This window comes from Brumimicrobium sp., assembly GCF_048268645.1.
GTDB lineage: Bacteria > Bacteroidota > Bacteroidia > Flavobacteriales_D > Crocinitomicaceae > Brumimicrobium > Brumimicrobium ulvae.
In genome coordinates this window covers 64,303-83,691 of sequence record NZ_JBLWVE010000005.1, presented here as the reverse complement: position 1 = coordinate 83,691, position 19,389 = coordinate 64,303, and the positions used below count along the sequence as shown (strand labels likewise).

Annotated in this window: 17 protein-coding genes and 1 tRNA gene; 15 read left to right on the top strand and 3 right to left on the bottom strand. The window is 37.4% G+C overall.

The window, feature by feature from the left end; translation table 11 throughout:
• Positions 1–2: 2 nt before the first annotated feature.
• The 15 genes from ACN0U3_RS06130 (at position 3) to mgtE (ending at position 17,787) form a co-directional block, all read left to right on the top strand.
• Positions 3–2,108 carry a penicillin-binding protein gene (locus ACN0U3_RS06130; RefSeq protein ID WP_417265546.1) on the top strand — a complete coding sequence of 702 codons (2,106 nt, stop codon included), beginning with the start codon at positions 3–5 and terminating at the stop codon, positions 2,106–2,108.
• Positions 2,109–2,111: 3 nt separating this feature from the next.
• Positions 2,112–3,575, top strand: a complete 1,464-nt coding sequence (locus ACN0U3_RS06125) for a UDP-N-acetylmuramoyl-L-alanyl-D-glutamate--2,6-diaminopimelate ligase (protein ID WP_417265545.1) — start codon at positions 2,112–2,114, stop codon at positions 3,573–3,575.
• Positions 3,575–4,819, top strand: a complete 1,245-nt coding sequence (gene mraY / locus ACN0U3_RS06120) for a phospho-N-acetylmuramoyl-pentapeptide-transferase (RefSeq protein WP_417265544.1) — start codon at positions 3,575–3,577, stop codon at positions 4,817–4,819. Before ACN0U3_RS06125 ends, mraY begins: the two co-directional genes overlap by 1 nt.
• Positions 4,819–6,162, top strand: coding sequence for a UDP-N-acetylmuramoyl-L-alanine--D-glutamate ligase (murD, locus tag ACN0U3_RS06115; RefSeq protein ID WP_417265543.1), 1,344 nt, complete (start codon positions 4,819–4,821; stop codon positions 6,160–6,162). The genes mraY and murD overlap by 1 nt, the downstream gene beginning before the upstream one ends.
• Before the next feature lie 11 nt (positions 6,163–6,173).
• Positions 6,174–6,614 (top strand): hypothetical protein, encoded by a 441-nt coding sequence (locus ACN0U3_RS06110; protein WP_417265542.1) that lies wholly within the window; start codon positions 6,174–6,176, stop codon positions 6,612–6,614.
• 66 nt (positions 6,615–6,680) lie between these two features.
• On the top strand, positions 6,681–7,850 hold the full coding sequence (locus ACN0U3_RS06105; protein ID WP_299207170.1) for an FtsW/RodA/SpoVE family cell cycle protein: 1,170 nt from the start codon (positions 6,681–6,683) through the stop codon (positions 7,848–7,850).
• Between the two features lies 1 nt (position 7,851).
• Positions 7,852–8,952: an undecaprenyldiphospho-muramoylpentapeptide beta-N-acetylglucosaminyltransferase gene (gene murG / locus ACN0U3_RS06100; protein ID WP_417265541.1), complete on the top strand. Its 1,101-nt coding sequence runs from the start codon at positions 7,852–7,854 to the stop codon at positions 8,950–8,952.
• Positions 8,952–10,310 (top strand): UDP-N-acetylmuramate--L-alanine ligase, encoded by a 1,359-nt coding sequence (murC, locus tag ACN0U3_RS06095; RefSeq protein ID WP_417265540.1) that lies wholly within the window; start codon positions 8,952–8,954, stop codon positions 10,308–10,310. Before murG ends, murC begins: the two co-directional genes overlap by 1 nt.
• A complete protein-coding gene (locus ACN0U3_RS06090) occupies positions 10,307–11,104 on the top strand; it encodes a cell division protein FtsQ/DivIB (RefSeq protein WP_417265539.1) in 798 nt (265 codons plus the stop codon). The genes murC and ACN0U3_RS06090 overlap by 4 nt, the downstream gene beginning before the upstream one ends.
• A gap of 1 nt (position 11,105) precedes the next feature.
• Positions 11,106–12,377, top strand: coding sequence for a cell division protein FtsA (ftsA, locus tag ACN0U3_RS06085; RefSeq protein WP_299207178.1), 1,272 nt, complete (start codon positions 11,106–11,108; stop codon positions 12,375–12,377).
• Between the two features lie 29 nt (positions 12,378–12,406).
• Positions 12,407–13,987: a cell division protein FtsZ gene (ftsZ, locus tag ACN0U3_RS06080; protein WP_417265538.1), complete on the top strand. Its 1,581-nt coding sequence runs from the start codon at positions 12,407–12,409 to the stop codon at positions 13,985–13,987.
• A 12-nt stretch (positions 13,988–13,999) separates the two neighbouring features.
• A complete protein-coding gene (locus tag ACN0U3_RS06075; protein ID WP_299207182.1) occupies positions 14,000–14,446 on the top strand; it encodes a GatB/YqeY domain-containing protein in 447 nt (148 codons plus the stop codon).
• 96 nt (positions 14,447–14,542) lie between these two features.
• Positions 14,543–15,463 (top strand): hypothetical protein, encoded by a 921-nt coding sequence (locus tag ACN0U3_RS06070; protein WP_417265537.1) that lies wholly within the window; start codon positions 14,543–14,545, stop codon positions 15,461–15,463.
• 162 nt (positions 15,464–15,625) lie between these two features.
• Complete coding sequence (locus ACN0U3_RS06065; RefSeq protein ID WP_417265536.1) at positions 15,626–16,309, top strand: GOLPH3/VPS74 family protein; 684 nt, start codon at positions 15,626–15,628, stop codon at positions 16,307–16,309.
• Between the two features lie 125 nt (positions 16,310–16,434).
• Positions 16,435–17,787, top strand: a complete 1,353-nt coding sequence (gene mgtE / locus ACN0U3_RS06060; RefSeq protein WP_417265535.1) for a magnesium transporter — start codon at positions 16,435–16,437, stop codon at positions 17,785–17,787.
• A gap of 92 nt (positions 17,788–17,879) precedes the next feature.
• Here the strand turns inward: mgtE and ACN0U3_RS06055 are convergent.
• The 3 genes from ACN0U3_RS06055 to ACN0U3_RS06045 form a co-directional block, all read right to left on the bottom strand.
• Positions 17,880–17,953, bottom strand: a tRNA-Asn gene (locus tag ACN0U3_RS06055).
• A gap of 185 nt (positions 17,954–18,138) precedes the next feature.
• Positions 18,139–18,978, bottom strand: coding sequence for a universal stress protein (locus tag ACN0U3_RS06050; RefSeq protein ID WP_417265534.1), 840 nt, complete (start codon positions 18,976–18,978; stop codon positions 18,139–18,141).
• Positions 18,979–19,041: 63 nt separating this feature from the next.
• The gene (locus ACN0U3_RS06045) at positions 19,042–19,383 is read right to left on the bottom strand and encodes a diacylglycerol kinase family protein (protein ID WP_299207192.1); all 342 of its coding nucleotides are present in this window, start codon (positions 19,381–19,383) and stop codon (positions 19,042–19,044) included.
• Positions 19,384–19,389: the final 6 nt, after the last annotated feature.

The following is a 19,389-nucleotide window of genomic DNA, read 5'->3' as shown; positions in this document are numbered from 1 at the left end:
AAATGAAAATGCCCAAAGCAGTCATAATACGTACGTATTTGATCTACTTCATAGTAGTCATTGCAATGTTGGTGGTAATTGGTAAAACCTTTACCATTATTATTGATGGGCGAAATAATATCTTTACCTCATCGTCTGACAAGTTACAACAACGCTCTGCTAATGTTGAGCCCCGACGTGGAGAAATATTAGATGCGCGCTTAAATCCTTTGGTGACTTCGGTGGCTTTTTATGATATCTATATGGATCCTGTGACTGTTGAAGAGTCTGTTTGGAAAAAAGGAATCGGAGGGTTGTCAGTTGGGCTTTCAGAATTATTCCCAGAAAAATCCGCACGTGAATACGAAGAGTATTTAAGGCAGGCCCGTGCTCAAAAAAGACGTTATGTTTTGATACAGAAAAAAGTGACTAATGAAGTGAGGAAGAAGGTTCGTGAATTGCCGATTTTTGAAAAGGGGCGTTTTAAAGGTGGAATCATCGATAACAAGGCGACCATCATTAGAAAGCGACCTAACGATGATTTGTTGGCCCGTACTTTAGGGTATGTTAAATTCAATAATAAAGACACCCTGTATGTTGGGTTAGAAGGGGCTTACAATTCCTATTTGGCTGGGCAAAATGGAGTGATCATTGAGCAAAAAATATCCCATTCATGGAAACCAACAGGTACGGTTGTTCGTGAAGCGATCAATGGATATGATGTGGTGACTTCAATTGATAAAGACATCCAAGAAGTTGCGCATACAGAGTTGGAAAACCAATTGAAAATCAAAGGAGGTCGATACGGTTGTGCCATAGTTATGGATGTGAAGACAGGTTTTGTAAAAGCCATGGTGAATTTACAAAGAACCAAAGAGGGAGATTATGGTGAGATCTATAATCATGCGATCGGAACTAGAGAGGTGCCTGGTTCAACTATGAAATTAGCTTCCCTAATGGCAGCATTGGAAGATGGGAAAATTAAAATGACAGATACTGTGAATGCAGTAGGACGTTATGAATTTTATGATAGAAGTCTAAGGGATTCACGTCCGTGGGGATATGGAAAGGTTACCATCAAAGAGGCATTCGAGTATTCTTCAAACGTAATTTCGAAAGTGATTTTTGATAATTATAGAAAAGAACCTGGAAGATACATTGATCGGATGCATCAATTTGGGTTGACTCAGAAAACAGGAGTAAACTTACAAGGGGAAGTGGAACCGAATTTTTCTAAACCTGGAAGTTCACAATGGTGGGGAGGTTCTTTAGCATGGATGTCTATTGGTTATGAGTTCCAGTTGTCTCCTCTCGAATTATTGGCTTTTTATAATGCTGTCGCGAATGATGGAAAGTATATGAAGCCTCAATTTGTGACGAAAGTTCTTAACAATAGGAAGGTTGTTGAAGAGTTTGAGCCTGTCGTGAGGTACGAAAAAATTGCTAGTCAGTCAACCATTGATGTGATGAAAGAAGCCCTCGAAGGAGTGATGATTAATGGTACGGGTCGAAATCTAAAATCGACTTTCTTTAAAACTGCTGGTAAAACAGGAACTGCTCAGATAGCCAATAGGAATGAAGGGTATGGAGCCGAGGGAGAGAAAAAGTATATTGCATCTTTTGCTGGTTACTTTCCTGCTGATGATCCTATTTACTCTTGTATTGTTGTTATTGCTGCACCTACGGATGATATCTATGGAGCTTCTGTTTCTGGAACGGTCTTCTCTGCAATCGCCAATAAGGTTTATGCCTCTAGTTACAATTATCACAAGGCAGTAAATGAAAAGCCTTCGATTGCTTCGATTCCACATGTTCAAAATGGAAGTAGATACGATGTCAATACGGTTTTAAATCGTTTTGAAATCAAAAAAGAATTCAATGGGAATCAAGCCTGGGTAAAGGCTTCTGCTGTTGGTAATCAAAAAATATCTCTCGCCGATTTCCATATTGAAAAAGAAAAGGTTCCTGATGTTAGAGGAATGGGATTGAGTGATGCAATGTATTTGTTGGAAAAACAAGGAATGGTCGTTCGCTCTGATGGCTATGGAAACGTAGTGTGGCAGTCTATTGCTGCTGGAGCTCGATCGGTACAAGGTGGAGTGATTAAATTGAAATTAAAACCGAATTAAGAAGTGAAGAATGTACGCGACATATTATACGGAAGTTCAATTAAAGAGGTAGTTGGAACAACGGCTGTGGATATCAATGCTTTAGTGTTTGATTCTAGAGCGGTTATGCCGAATGACTTGTTTGTTGCCATTAAAGGGGCTGTTGTTGATGGACATGATTTTATTGATAAAGCCATAGCGAATGGTGCATCTGTCATCGTCTGTGAGGATAAACCTAAAGAATTGAATGGAAAAGTCAATTATGTTGTGGTTGATGATGCACATAAAACGCTTTCCGTTTTAGCCAATAACTTCTATGATCAACCTTCAAAAAAGTTAAAGTTGGTTGGGGTAACTGGAACCAACGGGAAAACGACAACTACAACATTGTTGTACAACTTGTTTATGAAGATGGGAATTCCTGTTGGATTGATTTCAACAGTTGTGAATCGCATCAATGATGTGGCTATTCCTACTGAAAGAACAACTCCTGACGCGGTAAGCTTGAATAAGCTTCTTGCAGAGATGGTTGAAGCTGGATGTGAATACTGCTTTATGGAGGTGAGTTCACATGCAATTCACCAAAACAGAACAGGAAGTCTACATTTCGCTGCAGGTGCGTTTACAAATATTACCCACGAACATTTAGACTACCATAAAACCTTCAAAGAATATATTCATGTAAAGAAAAAATTCTTTGATCAATTGCCTGCGGAAGCTTTTGCAATTACCAATGCAGATGATAAAAATGGAGAGGTTATGCTTCAAAATACAAAGGCAAGCAAGACCACTTATGGTTTAAAAAATGTAGCGGAGTATAAAGCAAAAGTTTTGGAAAATAACTTCTCTGGATTGGTGTTGTCCATCAATGGTACAGAGTTGTACACTCAGTTAATTGGAGATTTTAACGCTTACAATATCTTGCTGGTTTATGCTATTGCTGATCGATTAGTAGGAGATCCTTTGGAAATTCTAAGGGTTATCTCCGAGTTGAAGTCCGTAGAAGGTCGTTTTGAATATTATAAAAGTGAAACAGGGGTAATTGGAATCGTGGATTACGCCCATACTCCCGACGCATTAGAAAATGTGCTGAAAACCATAAAGAATATTCGCACAGGAAACGAAACTGTTTTTTCACTTGTTGGTTGTGGCGGTGATCGTGATAAAACAAAACGTCCAACAATGGCTGCTATCGGTTGTGAATATAGTGATAAGCTGATCCTTACTTCTGATAATCCACGGACTGAAGATCCGGAAAAAATCATTGAAGAAATGATGACGGGTGTGGGTGGTGAACACTTTAAAAAAACCATCAGCATCACCAATAGAAAAGAAGCGATAAAAACAGCGTGCAGTATGGCTGAGCCTGGAGATATTATTCTAATTGCAGGAAAGGGTCACGAGACTTACCAAGAAATTAACGGGGTTAAACACGACTTCGATGATCTGGAAATATTGAAAGATTTACTCATCAAATTCGAGAAATAATGTTGTATTACTTATTTAATTATTTAGACAGTTTTGACATCCCAGGTGCGGGTGTGTTCCACTATATCTCCTTCAGATCGGGAATGGCTTTAATCGTTTCTTTGATTATCTCGGTGCTTTTTGGAAATAAGTTGATAGGCATGTTGCGTAAAATGCAAATGGGTGAACAGGTGAGAGATCTAGGTCTTGAAGGTCAAAAAGAAAAAGAAGGTACGCCAACTATGGGGGGACTCATTATTTTGGGCGCTATCCTTGTGCCAACTTTGCTTTTTGCCAAGCTGACCAACGTTTACGTAATTACCATGATTATTGCTACGGTGTGGCTAGGTGTTATCGGATTTCTTGATGATTTCTTGAAAATGAGAAAGAAAAATAAAGACGGCTTAGCGGGTCGTTTTAAAATTGTTGGGCAAATTGGAGTGGGGGTAATCGTAGGGGCAATGCTCTATTTTCATCCAGATGTAAAAGTACATAAAGAAGTAGCCAGTACTTATGAGTTAAAACAAGGGGAGAGATTTGTTACTGATTCGCACAAGCAAAATCCGAATGAGGATGTGAAGTGGATTGAAACTCGCGACATGACCACAACAATTCCATTTGTGAAAAACAATGAAATCAACTACAATTGGTTCTTGGGTGAAAATTCAACAAGCTGGGGATGGTTAATCTTTATTCCAATTGTCATCTTTATTGTGATCGCAGTTTCTAATGGTGCAAACATGACGGACGGACTCGATGGTTTGGCTACAGGGACCTCTGCAATTATCGGAATTGCCCTGGCTGTACTGGCCTATGTGAGTGCTCACGTGCAATTTGCAGATTATCTCGATGTGATGTACATTCCTCATGCTGAAGAACTCGTGGTTTTTATTTCTGCCTTTGTAGGAGCGTGTATCGGTTTTCTGTGGTACAACTCTTATCCTGCAAAAGTTTTTATGGGAGATACCGGAAGTTTAGCCATTGGTGGGATAATCGCAGTATTTGCTATTGCCATTCGTAAAGAACTTTTGATTCCTGTTTTATGTGGTGTATTCTTGATTGAAAACCTCTCGGTAATTCTTCAAGTAGGTTATTTTAAATTAACGAAAAAACGAACGGGAGAAGGTAAGCGTATATTCTTGATGGCTCCGCTTCATCACCATTATCAGAAAAAAGGACTCCATGAAGCCAAAATTGTTACGCGATTCTGGATTGTAGGAATTCTTTTAGCTGTAATTACCATTGTTACTTTGAAATTGAGATAGTGAACACGTCAATTCAACATATCGTAATATTGGGCGCTGGCGAAAGTGGTGTCGGAGCTGCACTTTTGGCAAAAGCTAAAGGCTATTCTGTTTTTGTGAGTGATGCTGGAGAGATTAAAGATAAGTATAAGGCAGAATTGAACGAAAACGCAATTGAGTGGGAAGAAGGTGGACATACTATGTCGCGTATTTTAAACGCTGATGAGGTGATTAAAAGTCCTGGTATTCCAAACAGCAGTGCTTTGATAAAGAAAATCAGAAAAGCTGGCTTAAGACCTATTTGTGATATTGAATTTGCTGCACGATACACTAATGCAAAGTTAATCGCAATCACTGGGAGCAATGGGAAAACGACCACCACGCATTTGGTACATCATGTTTTGGAAACGGATGGAATGGTGGTGGAAAAAGCAGGGAATGTTGGAGTGAGTCTCGCGCGTAGCATTATCGAAGATAAAGCGGAATGTTATGTGATCGAATTGAGCTCTTTTCAATTGGAGGATATGTATGATTTCAAAGCAGATATTGCTGTATTGTTAAATATTACACCCGACCATTTAGACCGATATAACGATAGTATACTAGAATACGGTAAAGCAAAAATGAGAATCATTCAGAATCAAACAGAGGACGATGTATTCATTTATAATGCCGACGATCCGCAAATAAATAAGCAATTAGAAACGCATAAAATGAATGCGAAAAGTTACCCCTTCTCACTTGTTGATCAAACAGTAGAGGGTGGATTTTATAATAAAGAAGAACAAACAATAACCATAAAAAATAAGTTAACTATGTCGATCCATGATTTGGCCCTAAAAGGCAAGCACAATGTTCAAAACTCTCTTGTAGCTGGTATCGCAGGGAGATTAGTAGATATTAGAAAAGAGAGCATTCGTGAAAGTTTAGCCGACTTCACCAATGTTGAACACCGTTTAGAGTTCGTTGCTAAAGTCAACGGAATAGAATTCATTAATGACTCTAAAGCAACAAACATCAATGCCACTTGGTATGCTTTGGAAAGCATGACTAACCCAACAGTTTGGGTTGTTGGAGGAGTGGATAAAGGAAATGATTACGAAGAGTTGATTCCTTTGGTGCAAGAAAAAGTGAAAGCAATTATCTGTCTTGGAAAAGATAATTCTAAAATCATTGAAGCGTTTTCAGGTGTCGTTGATACCATTGTTGAAACTCAATCTCCTGTTGAAGCGGTTGGGTTTGGATATCAATTGGCGAAAAAAGATGAAACGGTATTGTTATCACCTGCTTGTGCAAGTTTTGACCTTTTTGAAAATTATGAAGACCGTGGTCAGCAGTTTAAGAACGCTGTTCGTTCACTTTAATTTTTAGAAAAATGGCAAAATCAATTGAAGACTTAATCAGGAATGCTCGAAGTTCCGCAGTTGAGGATTTTAAAAAGCGATTTAAACAAAAGTGGTTCAATGATGTACCTTGTTTTCACTGGAAAGAACTTGAAATTTCAGATGAACTTAAACCAATAGTACTCACTGATCATCCTTCGGTTTGGTTGTTTTCCTTAGATGACTCAAAGCAGTTCGATGATATTCAATGGGAGAAAAATGATGTGTATAGTATTCTTTATTTTGATTGGTTGAGCAAAGAACTTCCTGGAATTGAAGAGGAAAGAAAAGAAAATTGGTTTCAATACAATATTTCTCAAGGTTTGGGAATGTTGAATTATGGAGGTAAAGAACTTATTCTTTGTTATAACGAAGGTACAGAGTCATTCGCAAATGAATGGAAAATACATTTTGAAAAACACTTGAAAGTGTAGTTGATTACTTTGTGATCAGAAAAGTGTGCATTAATGCAAAGCAGCAACATTATTAAATTGATATAAGTGCAAAATATTTTTAAATACCTTAAAGGGGATAGCGTAATCTGGATTGTGACCATTTTATTTTTGGGGCTTTCTATGTTAAGTGTCTATAGCTTCGTGCCTATTCTGGTAAAAACAGAGGGGGGAAGTCCGTTTGGGTATTTGTTTAAACATGTTATTTATATTGGAATTGGCTTTGCCGCTATGTTTTGGGTTCATCGACAGAATCCTGTCTACATAGAGAAGCTGTCCAAGTTTATTTTTATCCTGGCCATTGCACTTCTTGTATTTACCTTCTTTTTTGGAGTGAGGGTGAATGACGCCTCGCGGTGGGTTCGTGTGCCTATTATTGGACTCACCTTTCAAAGTTCTGACTTTGCAAAACTAGCTTTGGTGATTTTCTTGTCTCGACGTTTGGTGAGTGGACGTGAATACTTTGATACCTGGAAAAAAAGTTTTACAGGTGTTATTATTCCTATTCTATTTATTTGTGCTCTTATTGCGAAGGACAACTTCTCTACTGCTGCCATTTTATTCCTTGTTTCCTTATTGTTATTGTTTGTGGGGAAATATCCAATATCGAAAATATTGGGAATCATCGGAACGGGAATTGTTGGAGTAGGTGTGATTGTATTGTTGCATCTGGCACTACCTGCAATGAATCTTCTTCCGCGCTTCGATACTTGGATGAGTCGTTTTTTTAAAGCCTATGGTGAGGGAAGTGGGTCGGTTGAGAATATGCAAGCCATTAATGCGCAGTTGGCTATTCATAATGGTGGTTATACTGGTGTTGGTGTTGGTGATGGTGATTTGAAACACTATACACCCGAAGCATACGCTGATTTCTTTTACTCTTCTTTTGTTGAAGAGTTTGGGTTGATTAGTGCAGTTGGGTTGATTTTTTTATACTTAATTCTCTTCTATCGCATTTTGAGAATTGGGCTGAATTCTAAAAATTTGTTTGAAACTTATTTGTCTATCGGGATAGGTTTGCTCCTATTGACACAAGCTATGGTGAATATGTTTGTTTGTACTGGACTTATGCCTGTAACTGGGCAAAACATGCCTTTCCTAGCAATGGGAGGTTCGGCAATGGTGATGAGCTGTGTGTCACTGGGAATTGTGCTAAGTATTGCCAGAAAAAACAATCCAGAAGGTGAATCTTTAAACACAATAAATAAAACGAAATAATATGAGCATAGAAAGAGTCATTATTTCAGGAGGAGGTACAGGAGGTCATATCTTTCCAGCCATTGCTATTGCTAATCGGATCAAGAAAGAATATCCTAAGGTTGATATTTTATTTATTGGTGCCGAAGGGAAAATGGAAATGAAAAAAGTTCCCGAAGCTGGATATAAAATTGAAGGTTTATGGATCAGCGGTCTACAGCGTAGGTTAACAGTGAAGAACTTGACTCTGCCTTTTAAATTGCTTTCTTCTTTAATGAAGGCGAGGAGCATTATTAAGAAGTTTAATCCCGATGTTGTTATCGGTGTAGGTGGGTATGCTAGCGCACCAACTTTAAGGATAGCCAGTATGCTGAAAATCCCTACTATCGTTCAAGAACAAAATTCTTTTCCTGGAAAAACCAACAAAATTCTTTCTAAAACAGTGACAAAAGTTTGTGTTGCTTATGAAAATTTAGAGCGCTTTTTTCCTGCTGAGAAAATTGAGCTAACTGGAAATCCTGTTCGGAAAAAGGTGGTCGAAATCGATGGGTTAAGAGAAAAAGGATTTGAATTCTTTGGTCTCCATTCAAACCAAAAAACCATCTTGGTTGTAGGAGGGAGTCTGGGCGCCAAAACACTCAATGAAAGTTTTGTAAATAGACTCAAAGAGTTGCAGGATAAAAATGTACAACTGATTTGGCAATGTGGAAGCTATCAATTCGAAGAAATGAAAGCCCTAACTGCAGAATTGGACATGAATGGTATCGTGTTAACTCAATTTATTAATGAAATGGAGTTGGCTTATGCTGCTGCAGATGTAATTATTTCTCGTGCTGGTGCAATTGCAATTTCTGAATTGTGCATCATCGGTAAACCAATGATTTTAGTGCCTTCACCTAATGTCGCAGAAGATCATCAAACGAAGAATGCAATGGCTTTAGTCAAAGATGAAGCTGCTGTTTTGGTAAAAGATAATGAGGCAAGAGAAAAATTGGTTCCGCGTGTACTGGAGTTGCTAGAAGATGACACTGAGCAAAAGAAGTTGTCAGAAAACATTTTGAAAAAAGCAATTGCTAATGCAGATGAACGCATTGTAAATGTTGTGAAAAGTATTGTTTCGTAATGAACTTGAAATATTCAAATATCTATTTTATTGGGATCGGTGGTATCGGTATGTCTGCACTTGCTCGTTATTTTAATCAAAAAGGGATAGCTGTTGCAGGATACGATAAAACAGAAACACGACTAACTCAACAATTAGTACAAGAAGGAATTTCAATCCATTATGAAGATCTAGGTGCAAAAGTAGGTGACTTAGTCGGTGATGTAACTTCGACATTAGTGGTTATAACACCAGCAGTTCCTCAGTCGATGAAGGAATTAATATTCTTGCAAAACTCAGCTTACGTGATTAAAAAGCGGGCAGAAGTTTTAGGGATTATTACGGCGGGATATAAAACCTTAGCAATTGCAGGAACTCATGGTAAAACAACGACCTCTACCATGTTAGCACATGTTTTGTCTTCGACCGAAGCAAAATGTAATGCTTTTTTAGGGGGTATTAGCGCTAATTTCAATTCAAACTTATTGATTGAAGAGTCAAGTCCATGGATGGTGGTTGAAGCAGATGAATACGACAGAAGTTTTCTTCAATTGAAGCCTTATTCATCCATCATTACATCGACTGATGCAGACCATTTGGATATTTATAAAAGCAAGGAAACATTGGTTCAGGCTTTTGAAGAGTATGGACAGCTGACCTCTCCAGATGGAAAGCTAATTCTTCATGATTCTGTTGATGTTTGCAAAGAGTTACCTCATTTTACTTATGGTATCGGAGAAAATATAGATGTCGATTACAAAGGGCAAAACCTTAGAGTGGAAAACGGCCATTTTATGATGGATGTTCGAACACCGACCCAATTTCATGAAAATATTATCTTGGGCCTACCAGGAATTCACAATGCTGAAAACGCACTTTCTGTAATTGCGCTGTGTGAATCGATGGGTGTTGATTTGGAGGAAATTCGTACTGCCTTTGGTAGTTTTAGAGGGGTGAAAAGGCGTTTTGAATTGGTGGCAAGGAATGAAAACATCATTTATATTGATGATTATGCACACCATCCTACGGCTATAAATGTCTTATTGGATTCTATTCGTTTAATTTATGAGGATACGCCAATTTACGTTGTTTTTCAACCCCATTTGTTTTCACGAACAAAAGACTTTATGCAGGAATTTGCAAGATCTTTAGACAAAGCAAATGAAGTGATTTTAATGCCGATCTATCCAGCTCGTGAAGAACCGATAGAAGGAGTGACAAGTGAAGCATTAAGCAAGTTAATGCAAACAAAAGTAAGTGTTCAGCAACCTGAAACAGTGCTCCAATCACTAAAGAAAATAAATTCAGGAATCATCCTTACGGTCGGAGCAGGAAATATTGATCGACTTGTTGAACCCATTAAAACAATGCTGTTATGAAGAAAATTCTCAAAATAGTAGTTTTGGTGGTCATTTTTGGTGGAACGGTATTCTTGTTGATTGCTGCAAACCAAAAGGTAAATCAACAGTCAATGAAGTCTCCTGTGATTGATTTAACTGTTCAAGATGGGATTTCTTTGCTGACAGAAAAAGAGCTTTTAAATGAGTTGTATACCTTGCGTTTGTTTCGTGATGGACTCAAAAAGAATGAGTTAAAGATTCAAGAAATTGAAGCCTATTTAGAAAATATGAATGAGGTTTTAACCGCAGATGTTTACACCAATTTAGATGACCAATGGCACATCGATGTTAAAACCAGAAGACCTATTGCTAGGGTTATAGCCAATGGTGTGGATGATTTTTATATTGATAATGAATTTCAGTTGATGCGTTTATCACCTTATGCTAAACCAAAAATACTTGCATTCACCGGGTTAGAGCAACTCATTAGTGTTGAGATGGGTTACGATGAAATAATTAACAATGATAGTTTGAAAACTAAATCAAAGATGGATCAAATCTATCGTATTTCGAGCTATGTTTGTAATGATGCATTTTATAATGCGCAAATTGTACAGGTTCATTACACAAAAAAAGACGGTTTTGTGTTGATTCCTAGAGTGGGAGAGCACAGAATTATTTTTGGAGCAGCGGAATCAGATGAAATGGTGGAAGACAAGTTTAGAAAGTTATCCACTTTTTATGATGAAGTGATCCCCTACGAAGGATGGAATAGATATGAATCAATCAATTTGAGGTTTAAAGATCAAATTGTAGCAAAGAAAAAAGAATAAGATGTCGGATATTATTGTAGGACTTGATATTGGAACAACAAAGATTGCTTGCTTTGTTGGACGTAAAAATGAACATGGAAAGATCGAAATTCTTTCGATGGGAAAAACAGAATCTCATGGGGTAACTCGTGGGATGGTTTCTAATATTGAAAAAACAGTGAACTCAATTAGAGAAGCTGTTAGGCAGGCGCAAGAAAATGTTGAGGGAGATCTGACAATTGGTGTAGTGAATGTTGGAATTGCTGGACAACACATTAAAAGTTTACAACATCGCGGAATTTATACCCGTAATTCTAATCAAGATGAGATTTCACAAGCAGATATCGATGCATTGATTGATGATATGTACAAGCTGGTCATGGAACCAGGGGAAGAAATTATTCACGTTTTACCACAAGAATACATTGTTGATGGTGAAAAAGGAATCATTGATCCGATTGGTATGTCTGGTGTAAGAATGGAAGCTAACTTCCACATTATTGCAGGGAGAATTGCAGCAGCAAAGAATATCCAAAAATGCATCAATAAAGCAGAACTAGAGGTTGAAGAAACCATTCTTGAACCATTGGCAAGTGCTGCAGCCGTTCTTTCAGATGAAGAAAAAGAAGCTGGTGTTGTCTTGGTAGATATTGGTGGTGGAACAACTGATATTGCTATTTTCCATGAAGGTATTATCCGCCACACTGCCGTTATCCCATTTGGAGGGAACGTAATTACAGATGACATCAAAGAAGGATGTACTATTCTTCAACGTCAAGCTGAAGCTTTGAAAGTGAAATTTGGAAGCGCTTTGGCAAGTGAAAGTCAAGAAAATGAAGTGGTGTGCATCCCTGGATTAAGGGGGCGTGAACCTAAAGAGATTTCTATTAAGGCATTGTCTGGGATCATTCAGGCACGTATGGAGGAAATCATCGAACACATCTATTACGAAATTAAAAATTCAGGATATGAGAAGAGACTCATTGGTGGAATTGTCGTAACAGGTGGTGGTGCAGAATTGAAAAATATTAATCAATTGTTTGAGTTTGTAACAGGTATGAACTCACGTATTGGTTACCCGAACGAACATTTGGGGCAGTCTGCAACCAATGAAATATTAACAAGTCCAATGTTCGCAACGGGTGTAGGACTTGTGTTAAAAGGTTTTGAGAGCAATGATCGTCAAAAACGTTCTATTGCAGCGGTGAAATCGCACTCAAAACGTACAAAAGGATCCTTCTTTGATAAGCTGCTTGAAAAAGGAAAGAGCTGGTTTGAAGAAGACGTAGAATAATTAATTTACAACCATAAATAACAAAGAATATGGAATTTGATATCCCAAAAGACCAATCGTCAATCATCAAAGTAATTGGTGTTGGTGGTGGTGGAAGCAACGCCGTAAATCACATGTACAACCAAGGGTTTGATGGAGTAGACTTTATCGTATGTAATACAGATAGACAAGCTCTTGATATTTCTCCTGTACCTTATAAAATTCAACTTGGACCTTCATTAACTGAAGGACGAGGAGCAGGTTCTATTCCTGAAATTGGGATGAATGCGGCGATTGAAAACATAGAAGACATTAAAGAATTACTCGCTAATAACACTAAAATGGTTTTTGTTACTGCCGGAATGGGTGGTGGAACAGGAACTGGAGCTGCCCCTGTAGTGGCAAGAGTGGCAAGAGAGCTAGGAATATTAACGGTTGGAATCGTTACAGTGCCTTTTAATTTTGAAGGTAGAAAACGTCGTCAACAAGCTGAAGAAGGCTTGGAGAATATGCGTGAAGCGGTAGATACTTTGTTGGTGATCAACAACGAACGTTTGCGCGAGATTTCAGGTAACCTTACTCTAGGAAATGCATTTGCCCAAGCAGATGATGTATTGTCTACCGCCGCTAAGGGAATCGCTGATGTGATTTCTGTTACAGGTGCAATTAATGTCGATTTTAACGATGTGAATACTGTAATGAAGAATAGTGGTGTTGCCGTAATGGGATCTGCAATTGCTGAAGGTGATAACCGTGCAATTGAAGCAGTTCAGTCGGCATTGAGCTCGCCATTGTTGAATGATAACGATATTTCTGGTGCAGAGTATGTGTTGTTGAACATTACTTATGGTACCAACGAAGTGTTGATGGATGAAATTTCTGATATTACAGATTATATCCAAGATGCTGCAGGTTCAACTGCCGATGTTATTTGGGGGCATGGTTATGACGAGACTTTAAATGAATCCCTTAGCGTTACGATTATTGCAACTGGATTTAACCAGTCTCAATCACCTGTAACGGGTTTTGAAAAGGCGCCTGAAAAAAAGGTGCAAGTTTTAGAAGAAGAGAAAAAACAAGAAATTACAACTCCGTTGACAAGTGCTATTGCTCAGAATCAATATAAAGAACCGGAGGAAATAGAACCTTACATCAAATCTAATGATACGTCAAATGACGAGGTAGATGAGGAGTCTTCTGCTTCAACAATGAACTGGGAGGTAAAAACTGTTGTTCCTAACGAAGAAGTAAAAAAAGAAGAAACAACAACTTCTACTTCTGGAGAAAAGAAAGAAGAGGTGAAACGCTTTTTCTTAGATGATGAAATGGATGAAGACACTTCTTTTGAGGGAAACGTTAAGTCTAATGAATTGACCATTGAAGAACAGCAAAGACGTACGCAAGAACGCATGGAACGTATTCGTAATTATACGTCTCACTTGAATAGTGCCGAAGGGTTGAGTGAGCTGGAAAGAGAGCCTGCATTCAAACGTAGAAAGATTGATTTGGATGATCATGTGCGTTCTTCAGATGATAATACATCGCGCTACGAAGTTACTGACCCAAAGAAAAATGACAATAATACCACTCTTCGTGGTACAAATTCATTCCTACATGATAATGTAGATTAAAATAGAAATTCAATGAGTTTAACAGAAAAAATAAGCCAAGATATTAAAGAAGCAATGCGCGCCAAAGACAAAGAGAAATTGGGTGCACTTCGTGATATCAAAGCCAAACTTTTGAATGAAGCAACTTCTGGACAAGGAGAGGTGGATGAAACAAAAGAGAACAAAGTCATAATAAAACTGCATAAACAACGTATGGATTCATACAATGTTTATGTGGAACAAGGAAGAGAAGACTTAGCAGAAACTGAATTGTTTGAAGCGAAAATTATTGAAGCTTATATGCCGAAAATGATGAGTGAAGAAGAAATCAGATCAAAAGTGATTGAAACAATAGCTCAAGTTGGTGCTTCTGGACCGCAAGACATGGGGAAAGTAATGGGAAATCTTACTAAAGCCCTAGCAGGAAAAGCGGATGGAAAAATAATTTCAACTCTTGTAAAAGAAGAGTTAAATAAATAGCCAGAATTTTATTTGTTAATTAAATCGGTTATAAAAAGACCTCTGCGTTTACCTCGGCAGAGGTCTTTTTTCTTTAAAAAATAAAATTGAACGAAAATGCAATTTCGATTTAAGTCTTTTACAATAGTTTTTCTCTTGTTCTGTAATGCTCAGATAAGTAGTGCACAGTTGCTCGATAATTCCTCAGGAAAAGCATTTACAGACCAACCTTATTTTAATGAGAAAATCATTAAAAAAAATAAAATAAAAACCATTTCAGGAGGATTTATCCATTATAAACTTGGAGATATATTAAGGGAAACCGATTACTTTCGTCAGTATACTTTTAATGAGAATGGGCAGCTGATAAAACAACTGGAAAGTCGCCAGGTAGCTAAAGGTCAAGATACTTTAGTGAGTATTTATGAGTATGATGAAAAGGGGAACTTAACCGCTTTAAGACAGCGTGACCAGTATGGCTTCTATGCCTACATATACGAATATGATGATGAAGGACGTGTTGTTAATGAAGAATACCGAAGAAACATAAATAGAAACACTACTAGTGTCACCAATTTTAAATTGGGAAGAGAGTTTACTGTGTCCTCTGAACGTTCGTCATATGCTAATTATGAAGGTCAGCAAAAACGTACAATCTATAATAGCTACGATATTCCATATAAAGATGTTTTCACCTACTATGATGAAACAGGACTAGTTACTCAAGAGGTTGAACGCTTGCACAGGACTTCGGGTACCAAAACAACGACTTATTCGTACAATGAGAAAAATCTATTGGATAGTATATCAGTGCGCTCGAATACACCCGGTGTTCAAAATAGAACTTTTGTTTTTGGCTACGATGAGTTTGATAACCTTGTGAAGAAACAGGAATACAAGAATGACGAGTATATTACTCAATACCAAGTGATTTATCACGACGAAACGATGTTAATTAATGATGTGCTGATTCAAAACATCGCAACGAACTTTATAATGGTGCTTGAACTGAGAAATTACACGTTTTTTGACGAGTAATTTGTGGTTAGATTTTTCAGTTATCCTTGTTTTTTTACTCCGAATTTAATCGGATTTAGATCCCGTTTTTGTTTTTAGGAATTCCATAATAGCTTCAAATTGTGACTGTTATGTTGTTTGTGGTTCGGTATTTTTGTTTTATCTTGTTGTAAAATTGCAAATATGGAACTCACTACCACCGAAAAATTCCTTTTATTGGCCCATCATCCTCGCAAGAAGGGGTTTGTCTCACCTTTTAATTATATTAAGCTGGGTTATGCTGCATGTGTTTATATGGAATTGGCCCTCTTAGACAAGATTAGTATCAAGAAACGTCGGATTTTTGTGAAAAGAAATGATGTTGAAGTCAAACACCCTTTTCTGAAAGAATTGTTGGAGGAGGTGAGTAATAAGAAGAACCCCAAAGTCCTTAAAAGTCGATTGTTGAGTATTTATAGAAAACGGTCTTCTAAATTATGGGAGCATTTGGAGGAAATGGAAGGTAAGTCTTTGGTCCGTGTTGAGCACAAACGATTTTTAGGTCTGTTTCCATATAGAAAAAGTGTCTTGACCAATACGCTAGCACAGCAAATCCTTATTTCTGAATACAGAACTAAACTAAAGTATCTGGATGATTTAGATAATGAGGACAGGGGGTTGATTGGATTGATTGATGTTTGTAAACTTTACCCTACAATATGTCGTAAAAAGAAGGAGCGTAAGGAATTTGAAAAAAACGCAAAAGAAATAGTTCAAAATTGGCCTGTAAAAGAAAGTATTGGTGATGCAGTGAATCAAGTTTGTAAAATTACTACGGCTACAATGTTTCTAACGGTATATTACGTATATGGAAGATCTACGGTTTGATGCTCTATATTTATTTGACTGTTGCTATGATTTTTAATGACTTCCTTATTTGTAGGTTTTTGTGTAATCAATCTGTTTTAGTTTAATATCTTAGACACTGTGTAAAATGTTATTGATAACCGTATATGGACCAAGCAATAGATGAATTGAAATCAGATTTGATTTCTTTGATTAGAATTAAAGAATGGAAGACTTTAAAGTATGAACTTGAAAAGCTTGAAGCTGTTAGTGTTGCTGAGCTTTTTAAAGATTTCTCTGAACGCGATAAAATCATTATTTTTAGACTGCTAGATAAGCAGCAAACAAAAGAGGTATTTAAACTTCTTTCGCACACAAAACAACAAGAGATCATTAATGGATTGGCAGTGAATGCAGCAAAAATTGCGCGACTGCTAAATGATTTGGAGCCAGATGATAGGACCGCTTTTTTGGGTGAGCTCCCAGGAGAAGTTACGCAAAAACTAATTAAAGAGTTGTCTCCTGAGCAAAGAGAAATCACCAATCAATTATTGGGTTATCCGAAGGACAGTATCGGTCGACTGATGACAACTCAATATGTTGCGGTTAGGCCTGAATTCACAGTTGCACAAACCTTCCAACATATCCGTGAATATGGTCAAGATGCTGAAACCCTCAATGTAATTTATATTGTAGATGCAGATTGGAATTTGATCGATGATTTAAAAATTAAAGACCTTATTTTGGCCAATCCAGAACAAACAATGGAGGAGCTAATCGATTATCAATTTGTTTCTCTTAGTGCTTCCGAAGATCAAGAGGAAGCTATTAAGGTTTTTAAAGATTACGATAGGGTGGCTTTGCCTGTTGTTGGTCGAGACGGTGTATTGCTTGGAATTGTAACTTTTGACGATATCATGGATGTTGTCGATGAGGAATCTTCAGAAGATTTCCAAAAGTTTGGTGCGTTTCAGAGTGCAGTAAATAATCCACTTAAAGCACGTGTTTTTGATTTGTATAAAAATAGAGTGGTTTGGTTGGTGGCCTTAGTGTTCATGAATTTATTTTCTGGCGCAGCTTTGGCCAGTTTTGAGAACGTTATACAATCTGTGGTTGCTTTGGTGTTTTTTCTACCGCTATTGATTGATAGTGGTGGGAATGCTGGTTCTCAAACTGCGACTTTAATGATACGTTCTTTGGCCATGGGGGACGTTAAACTGTCGGATTGGTATAAATTAATCGGAAAAGAGCTTTTGGTTTCTTTGTCTTTAGGAATTACAATGGCTGTAGGGGTGTCTTTGGTGGCCAGTTATCGCGCTCCCGAAGTTGTTATTGTAGTTTCCCTTACAATGATTCTTACCGTGCTGATGGGAAGTGTTGTTGGTCTGTTATTGCCTTTTATTTTTACCCGACTTAAACTTGATCCTGCAACAGCAAGTGCTCCTTTAATTACCTCTATTGCTGATATTAGCGGAGTGTTGATCTACTTCAGCATTGCTAGTTGGTGGTTTGGTTTCTAAAAGTATCCAATAAGCTTAATCCCCAAATTTTCAACTTCAAATGTTCATTAAAAGCAAAAAGAGCTTGCCGTAAAACGACAAGCTCAATTTTGCTCCCCCTCTAGGACTTGAACCTAGGACCCTCTGATTAACAGTCAGATGCTCTAACCAACTGAGCTAAGGAGGAATATATTCTTTAAAAAGATATTCTATTTCATTTTGCGGTTGAGATTTTTTATTCGTTTATAAAAGTCATTTTCTCGACTGCGACTGCAAATATAGTCAATTAATTTCTTTTGAAGCAAGCCTTAGGCGAAAAAAATTCAAAAAAAAAATCAACTTTTTTGCAATGTTCAGAATATCAAGTGAATATTATCTTTGAGCACGGATGGTAAGTATTGGTAAGGTGCTTGATTTCATAAGATCGCTCGTTACAGAACCGTTAAAAAGTCGAGCCAACCCTCTTCGCCCATGAGTTACTGTTGTAACTAAATCTGCATTTACACGATGAGCAAATTCGTTTATTCCAATTTGGACAGACTCGGCTGCGTATACGTGACAATCGTAATTAACCAAGCCATTTTCTTTAGCAAATGATTCCATTGAATCTAACATCGGTCCAGAGAAAAAGAAATCATCACGTGTTATGATTCTCACTAAGTCGACTTTTGCTTGTAGAAGTTCAGCAATTTCAGCGATTTTTCTAAAAGATGTAACCACGCCATCTCCAAAATCACTTGCAAAAACAAGTCGCTCAAATTTCGGGTCCAGAACTTCATCTCTCGTAGTTAAAACTGGTGTTTTGGAAAGTCGAACAATTTTATCTGTGTTACTTCCGATAAAAAAGTCGTTAACATACCCCGAAGAACCATGTGTTCCCATTACAATTAAATCAATATCATTCTCTTTTGCCTGTTTAACGATAGACTCATAAACTCCATCATATTGAATTGCTTTAGCTACGTTTACTCCTTCTAGAAAGTCTTGACTTAATAATTCTTGAAAATCCATTTTCACTTTCTTTAGAATAAATAAACCTTCTGCAATATCTTGTTGTGATTGACCAGGAATAATCCCTGTTTCATACACAGGCATAGAAACCACATGGAGAAAGTATATTCGGGCGTCAAATTTCTTGGCTAGGTTAGCTGCTAGTTTAGCAGCATTTAATGCATATTCAGAAAAGTCCGTAGGTACAAGTATCTTTTTCATAATCTTAATTTTCTAACAAGATAATGAATTTTTATTAAGTAACCCAGAGCGTTTTATCTGACTTTAATCATTAAATAAATAGGAATAAAAAATCACTGCACCTATAATGGCTGAAAATATTGAGGCAAGCAAAACTGCTCCAGCACATAGGTCCTTGATGAGTTTAATTTGAGGATGTTCTTTTTTTGAAATGAGATCACAGGTTTTTTCTATTGCAGAATTGATTGTTTCGAGCGAGAGGACCAATCCACTGCACAACAAAATAACCAACCAATGGATGTTTGAAATGTCTAAATATAGACCTGTTGCTATTACTAATAGAAATACAGCAAATTGAATTCTGAAATTACGTTCCGAACGGAACATTTGAGATAAACCACGAAATGCATGATTGAAACCAAGCATGTCGTG

Bases quoted from the DNA above. Each gene is read 5' to 3' on its own strand.
- ACN0U3_RS06130 (WP_417265546.1), top strand. From the start codon at position 3: ATGAAAATGCCCAAAGCAGTCATAATACGTACGTATTTGATCTACTTC.
- mraY (WP_417265544.1), top strand. From the start codon at position 3,575: ATGTTGTATTACTTATTTAATTATTTAGACAGTTTTGACATCCCAGGT.
- ACN0U3_RS06110 (WP_417265542.1), top strand. From the start codon at position 6,174: ATGGCAAAATCAATTGAAGACTTAATCAGGAATGCTCGAAGTTCCGCA.
- murG (WP_417265541.1), top strand. From the start codon at position 7,852: ATGAGCATAGAAAGAGTCATTATTTCAGGAGGAGGTACAGGAGGTCAT.
- murC (WP_417265540.1), top strand. From the start codon at position 8,952: ATGAACTTGAAATATTCAAATATCTATTTTATTGGGATCGGTGGTATC.
- ACN0U3_RS06090 (WP_417265539.1), top strand. From the start codon at position 10,307: ATGAAGAAAATTCTCAAAATAGTAGTTTTGGTGGTCATTTTTGGTGGA.
- ftsA (WP_299207178.1), top strand. From the start codon at position 11,106: ATGTCGGATATTATTGTAGGACTTGATATTGGAACAACAAAGATTGCT.
- ftsZ (WP_417265538.1), top strand. From the start codon at position 12,407: ATGGAATTTGATATCCCAAAAGACCAATCGTCAATCATCAAAGTAATT.
- ACN0U3_RS06075 (WP_299207182.1), top strand. From the start codon at position 14,000: ATGAGTTTAACAGAAAAAATAAGCCAAGATATTAAAGAAGCAATGCGC.
- ACN0U3_RS06070 (WP_417265537.1), top strand. From the start codon at position 14,543: ATGCAATTTCGATTTAAGTCTTTTACAATAGTTTTTCTCTTGTTCTGT.
- ACN0U3_RS06065 (WP_417265536.1), top strand. From the start codon at position 15,626: ATGGAACTCACTACCACCGAAAAATTCCTTTTATTGGCCCATCATCCT.
- mgtE (WP_417265535.1), top strand. From the start codon at position 16,435: ATGGACCAAGCAATAGATGAATTGAAATCAGATTTGATTTCTTTGATT.
- ACN0U3_RS06050 (WP_417265534.1), bottom strand. From the start codon at position 18,978: ATGAAAAAGATACTTGTACCTACGGACTTTTCTGAATATGCATTAAAT.
- ACN0U3_RS06045 (WP_299207192.1), bottom strand. From the start codon at position 19,383: ATGCTTGGTTTCAATCATGCATTTCGTGGTTTATCTCAAATGTTCCGT.